8 protein-coding genes are annotated in these 12,053 nt (G+C 42.9%); 7 read left to right on the top strand and 1 reads right to left on the bottom strand.

Translation table 11 applies throughout. The features are described 5' to 3' along the window. The first annotated feature begins 308 nt into the window (after positions 1-308). The 4 genes from Q0192_RS07355 to Q0192_RS07340 all read left to right on the top strand — a co-directional run bounded on the left by Q0192_RS07355 (position 309) and on the right by Q0192_RS07340 (position 8,579). Positions 309-2,120 carry a class I mannose-6-phosphate isomerase gene (locus tag Q0192_RS07355; protein ID WP_299288336.1) on the top strand — a complete coding sequence of 604 codons (1,812 nt, stop codon included), beginning with the start codon at positions 309-311 and terminating at the stop codon, positions 2,118-2,120. Positions 2,121-2,125: 5 nt separating this feature from the next. Next, positions 2,126-3,547 carry a sugar porter family MFS transporter gene (locus Q0192_RS07350; protein ID WP_299288333.1) on the top strand — a complete coding sequence of 474 codons (1,422 nt, stop codon included), beginning with the start codon at positions 2,126-2,128 and terminating at the stop codon, positions 3,545-3,547. Between the two features lie 283 nt (positions 3,548-3,830). Continuing rightward, positions 3,831-7,118: a GH92 family glycosyl hydrolase gene (locus Q0192_RS07345; RefSeq protein ID WP_299288330.1), complete on the top strand. Its 3,288-nt coding sequence runs from the start codon at positions 3,831-3,833 to the stop codon at positions 7,116-7,118. 156 nt (positions 7,119-7,274) lie between these two features. Continuing rightward, positions 7,275-8,579 carry a hypothetical protein gene (locus Q0192_RS07340; RefSeq protein ID WP_299288327.1) on the top strand — a complete coding sequence of 435 codons (1,305 nt, stop codon included), beginning with the start codon at positions 7,275-7,277 and terminating at the stop codon, positions 8,577-8,579. Positions 8,580-8,861: 282 nt separating this feature from the next. On the opposite strand, the gene Q0192_RS07335 is transcribed toward Q0192_RS07340, so the two are convergent. Next, entirely contained in the window at positions 8,862-9,743 is an 882-nt protein-coding gene (locus Q0192_RS07335; protein WP_299288324.1) for an SDR family oxidoreductase, read from the bottom strand. 180 nt (positions 9,744-9,923) lie between these two features. Between Q0192_RS07335 and Q0192_RS07330 the strand changes: the two genes are divergently transcribed. The 3 genes from Q0192_RS07330 to Q0192_RS07320 all read left to right on the top strand — a co-directional run. Then, on the top strand, positions 9,924-10,460 hold the full coding sequence (locus Q0192_RS07330; RefSeq protein WP_299288321.1) for a pyridoxamine 5'-phosphate oxidase family protein: 537 nt from the start codon (positions 9,924-9,926) through the stop codon (positions 10,458-10,460). Positions 10,461-10,565: 105 nt separating this feature from the next. Then, a complete protein-coding gene (locus Q0192_RS07325) occupies positions 10,566-11,486 on the top strand; it encodes a glycosyltransferase family 2 protein (RefSeq protein ID WP_299288318.1) in 921 nt (306 codons plus the stop codon). Further along, positions 11,483-12,053 (top strand): glycosyltransferase (locus Q0192_RS07320; protein ID WP_299288315.1); only part of this gene is annotated, 571 nt, incomplete at its 3' end. The genes Q0192_RS07325 and Q0192_RS07320, both read left to right, overlap by 4 nt.

The following is a 12,053-nucleotide window of genomic DNA, read 5'->3' as shown; positions in this document are numbered from 1 at the left end:
AGGAATGGCCATGCTTCTTTTACCACCATAAAATCAGTGACTGAATTTATAGCCAGAATCAGCAAAGAAATTTAAACATACTGATTTTTAGGCGATAAAAGAAGCATCATAATTATTTGCGCCTTATTGTTGGCCGGTTTTTTTACGATAATAATTGCCAGGCGATTGATGTTGAAATTAATTTGAAAACACAGAATTAATATTATGTTTGTACATTATAACATAAACCTGTTTTTTCATTTATTTCTTGTTTCGTCAATTTTTCATTTAAGCGTTTTTATGAAACAGATAACTACCTTCCAGCAATAATGGAAACCGATATTAAAAGTTACGGTCAAGACAAAGTTTTTGATTTGCCGCTTCGGAAATCTTCCCAATCTCTGATGCCTGTAAAATTAGACTATTCTTTTGCTGCTCAGGGCCAGTATAATATCTACCCGGCGCAGGCATTGGGGAACAACCAGATATTTAATGGCTACGGTTCGCTTGCACAGTGGATCATCCAACAAAAAACAGTAGTTATTGATGGTTTTGTCGGGGTTTTTTGGGACAAGGTTCAATCCAAACTTCAAGAATATTTTGTAAACGAAAACATGGCTGTAAACTGGGTCAATACAAAAGATTTTTTAAAGCCGGTTTCAGCCATAGAAAAAATGGTGCAGCCTTTTTTGGGTATTGATGGTTCGGTTTGGGGAACCAAAACTACGTTAAACTTAAAAGATTTTTATGAAATAGAGAACCTGTCCGGGCAATTGCCGGATAACAGATTTAACCTGAATATTGTGATCGGCCCTGCCGCAATATTATCTGATTGGAATGCCCCGGTAATTTATATTGATCTGCCAAAAAACGAATTGCAGTTTAGGATGAGGGCCGGATCAATCACCAATTTGGGAAGCAATGAGGTTTTTGAACCCGCTTATAGCTACAAGCGGTTTTACTTTGTAGATTGGGTGGTTTTAAATCAACATAAAAAAGCAATCCTTGATCAGATTACAGTGATAGCAGACGGGCAATGGCCAAACGATATCAACTGGATGTTTAAAACAACGCTTGCCGAAGGTTTAGATAAGATCAGCCGTTCGGTAATTCGGGTACGGCCCTGGTTTGAGCCGGGCGTTTGGGGCGGCCAATGGATCAAACAGCACATCGGGAATTTAAACAAAGATGTGGTTAACTATGCGTGGTCTTTTGAATTGATCGTTCCGGAAAACGGGTTGGTATTTGAAAGCGATGGTTTTTTGCTGGAAGTGTCTTTTGATTTTTTGATGTTTCATAACCAAGAACAGGTGCTGGGCAAACATGCACAAAAGTTTGGTGATGAATTTCCAATCCGGTTTGATTTTTTGGATACCTGGCAAGGCGGAAACCTGTCCATCCAATGCCATCCTAAATTAAAGTACATAAAAGAAGTATTCGGAGAAAACATCACGCAAGACGAAACTTATTATATTTTAGATTGCCAGGAAAATGCCAAAGTTTACTTAGGTTTTCAGGAAAACATTGACCCGGCAGCCTACCGAAACGCGCTGGAAGAAAGCCAGGCAGAGGGCAAAGCAATCGTTATTGAAGCTTATGTACAAGCGCATATTGCGCATAAACACGATCTTTTTTTAATCCCAAACAGCACTGTGCATAGCGCAGGGGCAGGAAATTTGGTTTTAGAAATCAGCGCAACCCCGTATATTTTTACTTTTAAAATGTACGATTGGGTTAGGTTAGGTTTGGATGGCAAGCCGAGGCCCATCAACATTGACCATGCTTTTAACAACCTTAACTTTAAGCGTAAAGGCGAACGTGTACAGCAGGAGCTTATTTCAAAACCTGCAATTATAAATGAAGGGGAAGGCTGGCAATTGATCCATCTGCCCACACACCCAGAACATTTTTATGATGTGCACCGGATGGAATTTGATCAGAAGTTTGCAGCAGAAACAAACCAAAGTTGCCAGGTAATGATGCTGGTAGAAGGGCAAGCTGTATTATTAGAAACAGCCGACGGAACAAAACAGGAGTTTGCTTACGCAGAAACATTTGTAGTGCCGGCAGCAGCAAAATCTTATGTGTTAACCAACCTTGGAAAAGGCCGGGCAAAAGTGGTTAAAGCATTTTTAAAATAAACAACATGACTGTGGCAACAAGCAATACTTCGGCAAAAAATAATAATACCTACCTGTACCTGGTTTGCCTGGTAGCGGCCCTGGGCGGGTTTTTGTTCGGGTTTGATACCGCTGTAATTTCAGGAACAGTAAGCTTGGTTAAACATGATTTTGGCCTGAATGCGTTTAGCGAAGGCTGGTTTGTAAGCTGCGCACTTTTAGGGTGCATTGTTGGGGTAAGCTTTTCGGGCAGGTTGAGCGATAAATACGGCCGTAAAATGGTGTTGGTTTTGTCGGCTGTTTTATTCCTGGCCTCCGCCTTGGGCTGTATGTTTTCAGGTTCGTTTACTGCATTAATTGTTTTTCGTTTGATTGGTGGTTTGGGCATTGGCGTAGCGTCTATGGTTTCGCCTTTGTACATCTCCGAGTTTGCACCGTCCCGTTTGCGCGGCATGATGGTATCTTTATACCAGCTTGCCATAACGATAGGGATTGTACTTGCTTATTTTTCAAACGCTTATCTGGCAAACCACACTTCCGGTTCTTTTGGTACGGAGGCGTTAAGAAAAATATTTTCTGCAGAAGTATGGCGGGCAATGCTTGGCCTGGGTGCTTTGCCCGCAGCCATATTTTTAATTTGTTTGTTTTTAGTCCCCGAATCGCCAAGATGGCTGCTTTTACAAGGCGAAGAGCAAAAAGCAAGGGCCATTTTAAACAAAATAGAGGATGCAAATGCCGCACAGCACGAAATCAACGCTTTTAAGGAACAGACCGATAACCAGAGATCATCCCTCCGGAAACTGTTTACACCGGTTTACCAAAAGGCATTATGGATAGGCTTGCTTTTGCCTTTCCTGTCGCAGGTATGTGGTATAAACGCAGTTATTTACTATGGCCCGAGGATATTAGAACAAGCAGGCTTCACACTCAATAATGCTTTGGGCGGGCAGGTAACCATCGGGCTGGTTAACGTGCTGTTTACGTTTGTTGCTATTTTTACCATAGATAAATGGGGGAGGCGGCTGCTGTTGTTTGCAGGAATAAGCGGCGCGGTGGTTTCATTGCTGATTATTGGTGCCTTGTTTTATTTTGGCATCACATCCGGACCCTGGATCCTGATCTTTATCCTTGCCTTTATTGCCTGTTTTGCTTTTTCTTTCGGCCCGGTTTGCTGGGTTGTGGTAGGCGAAATATTTCCTAACGCCATCCGTGGGAAAGCCATGGCTTTGGCCACGCTTTCTTTATGGATTGGCAATTTTTTAGTCGGCCAGTTAACGCCTGTCATGCTGGAAAATTTAGGCTCTTCGTGGACGTTTTGGATCTTTGCCATATGCTGCTCGCCTGCCTTGTGGGTTACCTGGAAGCTATTGCCCGAAACAAAAGGCCGCTCTTTAGAAAACATAGAAGCTTATTGGAAAGCAAGCTATAAAGGAAAATTAAAAACATAAAAAGACATGAAAAAACAAGAACCTGTTTCAGTTTCATCCTGAAAAACAATGCTTCTTTTAGCGCGCTGTCATTTCGCGCCAAAGGGAGAAATCTTCTTCAACCTCAAAAACAACAATGCTTCTTTTACCCTATAAAAATTGGTGTTGCGCCTTTTATCAAAAATCAAAAAAGTTCAATGATTTTTATGCCCTAAAAGAAGCATCGCTATCCCTGATAAAATTTGAAAGATTATCAACCTAAAAAAACATTAACCAGCCCAAACAGGATATCAAACCAATTATTATGGACCAATATTTCTTTAACCGCATCAGCAAAAAATACCAGCGTTTTTTGTCTTTGTTGATCAATCCAATCCATTTGCCAAAACATGTATTTGTTGCCAATAATTGTGGGCTGATTACTTTAAACACCAACCCATTCAACTTTTTTAAGCAAAGGATGAGTATAAAAAAGGGGATGCTCATACTGTTTTTATCGGCCTTTTTTTGTGGCGCCTTGGCCCAAAACAAAGTTGCCTGGGAAATTGGCAAGGCAGACCATAGTGATGGCGATATGGCTTTGGCGCCTTCCAACTACAAACATTTTTTGGACAATGATTTTGGTTGGGAAGACCGTTATTTTTTGATCGGCTTTTCTAACCCCAAAAAGGATTGGCCTTATGTATTGCCCGGCCCAAAAGATAGCTGGGGCGGCACGGCCCAAAACTCCGGGATCAGGACACAAGTGTTAAACATCCTGTTTGGCATAGCGCAAATCCCAGCAAATGATAATTGTAATTTCACGGTTAATGTGCTGGCCTACCATGATAGTTTGCCGCCGCTGGTAAAAGTTATCATCAACGGAAAACCTTTTCGGTTTCAATTGCCAAAAGGAGATGAAAATAATGCCATTGAAGGAGATTTAAGCCATGCCAAACCATATAAAATAGAAATCCCGATAACAACAGGTTTGCTGCATAAAGGCGGCAACGAAATACAAATAACTACGCTGAAAGGTTCCTGGCTGGTATTTGATCAGCTTAAATTAGAAGCACCGAAAGACCTCATCCTGATAAAACCCACCAACGTATTTTTGCGAAATGTTAAAGCGGCTGATTACGAGATCGAAAAAAATGGCCGGCATTATCAACCTTTGTTGGTTGATGTGCAGCATTTGACCGGAAAACCAAAACTGGCTGTTAAATTAGATGGAAAGCTGGTTTTTTCAGAAACCCTTGATTCTGCCCGGTACGAATTTGAAGTGCCGATGCCGGCAGTTTCCGCAGCGAAAAGCAGTAATTATGAAATCTTCAGCAATAATATTTCTATCGAAAAAGGAAAAGTGCAGCGCGCGCCTCACGCTGTTTTTTCTGCTGCCGATTATGTAGATACAAAATTAGGTTCTGCACATTCCAGGTGGATGATTGCACCCGGCCCGTGGATGCCGTTTAGTATGGTGAAGATCAGCCCGGACAACCAAAACTCGGAATGGATGGGCGGTTATGAACCAAGCTATGAAAGCATCGGCACTTTCAGCCATATCCACGAATGGACCATGGCGGGTTTGGGGATGATGCCTACGAGCGGGCCATTAAAAACTATTGTGGGCAATGAACAGCACCCGGAGGAAGGGTATCGCTCGCAGATTAATAAAGAAACGGAGGAAGCACCGCTGGGCTACTACAAAGTGCTGCTTGCAGACCATAACATTAAAGCAGAACTAACGGCAACTACCCGGTGCAGTTTTCAGCGTTATACTTATCCAAAAATGACGGACGCGAGGGTAATGATGGACTTAAAAATCCCTGCCGAATATGATTATGCCTTAAAAGAAGTCAGCATCAACAAAGTAAGCGATTACCGGATCGAAGGGTCGAGCAAACAGTTTTCGGCAAACGTATGGGCTGGCGGCGTTGACCAGGAATATACCGTCCATTTTGTGATCGAGTTTGACCGTCCTGTTAAAAAGTTTGGCACTTGGGTTAACCAACAGGTAAGCGACCATGATATTGTTAACGTTGCAAACCCTACAAATGCAGGTGCTTTTGCAGAATTTGACACCAATGAAAACCAGGTGGTTCAGGTACGGACAGGCATTTCACTGGTAAGCATAGCAGATGCCCGGGAAAATTTAACAACCGAGGTAACGCAGCCTTTTGACTGGAGTTTTGATAAAGTCCGCAATGCACAAAAAGATACCTGGAACAAATTGTTAGGCCGATTGAAAATCAGCAGCAACGACAGGCGCGAGAAAATGCGTTTTTACAGCAACATGTTCAGGGCACTGGCCAGCAGGAATACCTGGAGCGATGTAAACGGCAAATGGGTGGATGCTTCAAAAAAAGTACAGCAGTTAAAAGACCCCAATTCCCCGGCATTGGGCTGCGATGCTTTTTGGAACACTTTCTGGAACTTAAACCAGTTTTGGAATTTGGCCACGCCCGAATGGTCTTCCAATTGGGTAAAATCACAATTGGCGATGTACGATGCCAACGGCTGGCTGGCCAAAGGCCCGGCAGGAATGAATTATGTACCGGTAATGGTTGCCGAGCACGAAATTCCTTTAGTGGTAAGTGTTTATCAAATGGGTATCCGTGATTATGATCCGCAAAAACTTTTTGAAGCCGTACATAAAATGCAAACTACACCGGCCCAAAAAGTAGGAAATGCTGGTTTTGCAGGAAATGAAAATTTGCAGGTTTACTTAAAATACAAATATGTGCCTTATGATTTGGGCAGGTTTTCAAATACGCTTGAATATGCTTATGATGACTGGACAGTGGCCCAACTGGCCAAATCTTTGGGCAAGCAAACGGAATACAACTTGTTTACAGACCGCTCGGCGTATTGGAAAAATGCGATTGATAAAGAAACAGGTTATGCGCGGATGAAGAAATCAGACGGGACATGGTATCCCAATTTTGACCCGTTCCGGTCTGGCGCAAATGAGCAGTATGTAGAAGGAAATGCCTGGCAATTAACCTACTTTGTTCCGCAGGATTTGCCCGGGCTCATCAAAACCATTGGCGAAAAGAAATTTGTTGACCGCCTTTCCTGGGGTTTTGGCCAAAGCTTTAAAAACCGGTTTAACGCGCCCGGAGACCAATATTGGAACAACCCGGTTGACCAGGGCAACCAGCAATCTATGCACTTTGCCTACTTGTTTAACTGGGGAAAAGAACCCTGGCTTACCCAAAAGTGGAGTCGGTCTGTCCTCGATCGTTATTACGGTTACGGCATAGCCAATGCTTATTTGGGCGATGAAGACCAAGGGCAGATGAGCGCTTGGTTTATCATGTCGGCTTTAGGGCTTTTTCAAACAGATGGCGGTGCCAATGCCAATCCGATTTACGAGATTGGAAGCCCGATTTTTCCGGAAGTGGTTATCCATCTAAACCACCAATATGGCCGGGGAGACAAATTTACCATCAAAGCAAATCATGTTTCCCGCGACAATAAATATGTACAGCGTGCTACCTTGAACGGGAAAATACTGCAGTCTTTTTGGTTTCCGGCAAAAGAACTGCTTAAAGGAGGGGAATTAACTTTGGAAATGGGTCCTCAGCCTAACAAAAACTGGGGCGTAAAATAATGTCTGTTTAAATTTATAATGCTTCTTTTATGCCTGTAAATTTGGTGTGCCCGGATATTCTATCCACACAAAAACCAAAAAACGACAATGATTTTTAGGTGCTAAAAGAAGCATGAAAAATAAGTTCAACAAAATTTAAACAGGATCTTAATCTCCATGAAAAACTCATTTATCACAATTGCTTTGTCGGTTATTTGTAGTGCCTCCACTGTTTTTGCACAATCATCAAAAGACAAAGCAGTTGCAAAAAACATATTGGAAGACCATCGGTTAGATACCATCCAGCAAAGGGCGCTTGTGCTTTTAAAAGGTTTTTCTGCGGGGACTTCTTATAACGAAGTTTGGATACGCGACCTGAACACTTTTATCAAAGGATCGCTAAAAACACAAGATAAAAACACGGTTAAAAATGTGTTGCTGATGTTTTTTAAGTTTCAAGGCGAAGATGGAAACATTGTTGACGGCCTTGTAGATACTGCAAAAGCAAAGGGCGGGTATAATTACCGGTATTCAAAGTTGCTGCCAACTTGGGCCGCTCATAAAAACACGGTTGAAACCGACCAGGAATCTTCGCTTGTTCAGGCGGTTAAGAAATATATTGATGTAACAGGTGATACATCTATTTTGCAGGAAGTGATCGCTGGCAAAAAAGTTATCCGCAGGATGGAAGATGCCATGCAATACCTGTTGAATGAACGCTGGTCTGATCAATATAAGTTGGTGAAAGGGGCCACCACCATTGACTGGGGCGATGTGCAACCGGAGTCGGGCTGGGGAGTAGCTATTAATAAAGAAACCAAATGGGCAATTGATATTTACGATAATGCCATGTTTGCCATTGCACTCAGGGATCTTGTAGCGATAAAGCCTGAAGGCTATAAGTTCAGTAAAAACTGGCCTGCTGTAGCAGCTAACCTGAAAAAACAGGTGAGGCGGTATTTGTGGTCGGAGAAAAGCCAGAAATATATTCCACATCTTTACCTTCAAAAAAGCCCCTTTACGCCCACTTTTAACGAATCAAAAATACTTTATTCGGGCGGGTCAATCTGTGCCATCCTGGCTGGTTTCAATACTTTGCCCGAAATCAAACAGATTAACCAACAATTGCGTGCAAGTGCGGCAAAAGAAAAATTTGCAACGATAGGCATGACCGTTTATCCGCCTTATCCTGCTAAACAGTTCCCGAACATGCACCCTTATATTTATCAAAACGCGGGCGACTGGACGTGGTTTGGCGGCCGGATTGCAGAAGCTTTAACCCCTTTTGGTTTGGCTGGCGATGCTTATGAAGACCTTAAACCCATGATTACAAGAACAATAGTCCATCGGGGTTTTTATGAATGGTACAACGTGCAGAATGGCGAACCAAAAGGGTCGGGGGATTTTCGCGGGGAAGCTGGCGTACTCTTTGATGCCATTACCATATTAAAAAGCTGGGCGAAACAACAATTAAGCAATTAGAGAGCATGAAGTAAGGTCATCCCCAAAAACCTCACTATTATAAAATAGAGAAACAGGATAAAAGCGTTTTTAAAATTTTATCAAACTTATTTTACATGCTTCTTTTACCGTATAAAAATCATTGGCTTATGGTAATTTTCCATCGGTGTAATATCTACAAACAGAATTTACAGGCATAAAAGAAGCATCAGGAAGTAAAGCTGGGGCGGAGGGAATGACAAAGCAGGAAACTGTTATCCACAATTTCCTGCTTTGGTAAAAAATGAGGCTGTTTTTATCAGCTTAAATTGTTGGCGAGCCGCCCGTTACCTGGATGGTAGAACCGGTCATATAGCTCGAATCTTCGGAAGCCAGGAAAACATAAGCCGGAGCCAATTCTGCCGGCTGGCCTGCACGTTTCAACGGAACGTCTTGTCCGAATGATTTTACTTCTTCTTCGCTCATGGTTGATGGGATCAGCGGTGTCCAGATTGGCCCCGGCGCAACACAATTTACACGGATGCCTTTTTCGGCCCAAAGCTGGCCCATGTTTGCCGTAAAATTTTGGATGGCGCCTTTGGTGGCCGCATAAGCAATCAGCGTTGGTTTTGGTTTGTACGCATTTACCGAAGTGGTGTTGATGACGGTGCTGCCCGGTTTTAAATGCTGCTCGGCATGTTTGCACAGGTAAAACATTGGGTAAATGTTGGTTCTAAACGTGCGGTCCCATTCTTCACTGCTTACTTCCTGCAACGATTTCCGCGACATTTGGAAAGCTGCATTGTTCACCAAAATATCAATTCCACCCAGTTCGCTCACCGCTTTTTCTATAATTTGCTGGCAATGTGCTTCTTCGCGCAAATCCCCTGGCATTAAAACCGCTTTTCGCCCGGCTTCTTCCACCAGTTTGGCGGTTTCCTGCGCGTCTTCATCTTCGTTTAAATATGCAATCAGCACATCGGCGCCTTCGCGGGCAAAAGCAATGGCAACGGCGCGGCCAATGCCCGAATCGCCGCCGGTAATAATGGCTTTTCGGCCTTGCAACTTGCCTGATCCTTTGTATGATGTTTCGCCGTGGTCTGCTTTGGGCTGCATTTCGGTTTCGGTTCCGGGCGCTTCCTGCCGCTGCTCGGGCATGGGCTGGTTCTCGTATTTTTTAGTTGGGTCTTGATTGGTTTGTTCCATAGTATTTTTGTTTTTACTTATCCTGAAACAACTTTCGTAATAATTAAAATGTTTTGTGTTTGTGTTTTATCTTTTGTTTTTGCTGAAAACCCCGATGCTTCTTTTACCGGCATAAAAACAGTGAAGCGAAACAGCTTCGGCCAAAACCTGTTAAGCTTAAAAAAAACAATCAAAAAAATTATGGACAGCATAAACGCAAACCAAGAAGAAGACCATTTAAAAAGCCTGGCCGGGACAGCAGCTTTAAAAAAACTGAAAGAAATTGCAGAAGGCACGCAAACCTGTTTCTTTTGCACGCAAATTAAAACCGGCTCGCCGCTGGCCATCCGCCCGATGCAGGTTCAAAAAGTGGACGACGAAGGCAATCTGTGGTTTTTAAGCAGCAAAGACAGTCACAAAAACAACGAAATACAACAAGACGACCACGTGCATTTGCTGTTTCAGGAAAGCCACCGCTCCGGGTTTTTAAATGTTTACGGCGATGCCTACATCAGCGAAGACAAAGCAAAAATTGAAGAATTGTGGGACCCGATTCTGAAAGCCTGGTTTACCGAAGGCAAGGACGACCCGCGTATCAGCGTGGTTAAAGTTGTGCCGACAGAAGCTTATTACTGGGACAACAAACATGGCGACGCCATTGCATTTTTAAAGCAAACCGCATCGGCCGTTGTAGGCAAAACTTTCGACGATTCTGTGGAAGGCAAACTCGAAATTTAAGGGCATAAAAAAACATAAAAATTGAATTTTTAAACAGCCAAATTTTTTTGAAGCACGTATAAAGCTTAGCTTAACTTGTTTTAGGCTTAGCTTTATACTGTTTTTATGCACTTAATTTCTATCATCACCGTTAATTATAACCAGCCCGACGTTACCGAAGCTTTGCTGCAATCTGTCATCAGTAAAAACGATTACCCGGAAATCCAGATGATTGTGGTGGATAATGGCAGCAACACAAACCCAATAGAAGCTTGGAAAACAAAATATCCCTGGGTTTATTTTATCCGTTCGGAGAAGAATTTGGGCTTTGCCGGCGGTAACAACTTAGGTATCCGCGAAGCTACCGGTGATTATCTTTTCCTGATTAACAACGATACCGAGATTACGCCAGGTTTGATTGGCCACCTGGCCGGGCAAATGGAGCGAAACCCGCAGATCGGTATCATTTCCCCTAAAATCAAGTATTTTGACGAGCCAGACATTTTGCAATACGCTGGATTTACCAGTATGAACTATTATAATGCGCGTAACCGGTGCATCGGGCAGTTTGAAAAAGACAACGGGCAGTACGACCACTTGACCGGAAAAACTGGTTTTGCGCACGGTGCCGCCATGATGGTGCGAAAATGTGCGCTCAAAAAAGCAGGTTTAATGCCTGAACAGTTTTTTTTGTATTACGAAGAACTGGATTGGTGCGATCATTTTAAACGCGCCGGTTACGAAATTTGGGTGGATATGCAAGCCGTAATTTACCACAAAGAATCAATTTCGGTGGGTAAAAACAGCATGCTCAAAACCTATTTCATGAACCGCAACCGCGTGTTGTACATCCGCCGCAACGCTCCTTTTTTTAAGCGCCTGGTATTTTACATGCACTTCTTGTTGATCGTAACGCCGCGGAATATCTTTTCTTACCTGATCAAAAATAACGTCGCCCACATTGGTATAATGTTCCGGTCTATTTGGTGGAACTTTACCAACGACAGCAACAGCAATTATATCGGTTACCCAACAGAAATTAAATGATTGCGTTTTTCTGGTTCAGCCTTTTTCTGATCTTTTACGCCTTTGCCGGTTATGGTTTGATTCTGTTTGTTTTGGTCAAGCTTCGCCAAATTTTTAGGGGTAAAAGAAGCATTCCATCGGCTGAAGAAAACGAACTGCCAACCTGCACTTTAATTGTGGCCGCTTATAATGAGGAAGCTTATATCGAAGAAAAAATCAAAAATACGCTTGCTTTAAATTATCCGAAAGATAAGATTCAATTTCTGTTTATTACGGATGGTTCTACGGATAAAACACCGAAAATCGTTGGTCAATATCCCGAAATTAAATTGATGCATTCGGCAGCAAGATTGGGTAAAATTGCAGCCGTGCAGCGCGCCGTGGCAGCCGTAACCACCGAAGCTATGGTTTTTACCGATGCCAATACTTTTTTAAATACCGATGCGCTCATTAATCTTTGCCGCCATTATGCCGACCCGAAAGTTGGTGCCGTGGCCGGAGAAAAACGTGTGCATATTGATGCAACATCCGATGCTACGGCAGGAGAGGGCTTTTACTGGAAATACGAATCGAAGCTGAAAGTTTGGG

The sequence above is a fragment of the uncultured Mucilaginibacter sp. genome (genome assembly GCF_937859865.1).
Lineage (GTDB): Bacteria > Bacteroidota > Bacteroidia > Sphingobacteriales > Sphingobacteriaceae > Mucilaginibacter_A.
This window is presented reverse-complemented; position numbering and strand designations above follow the sequence as displayed.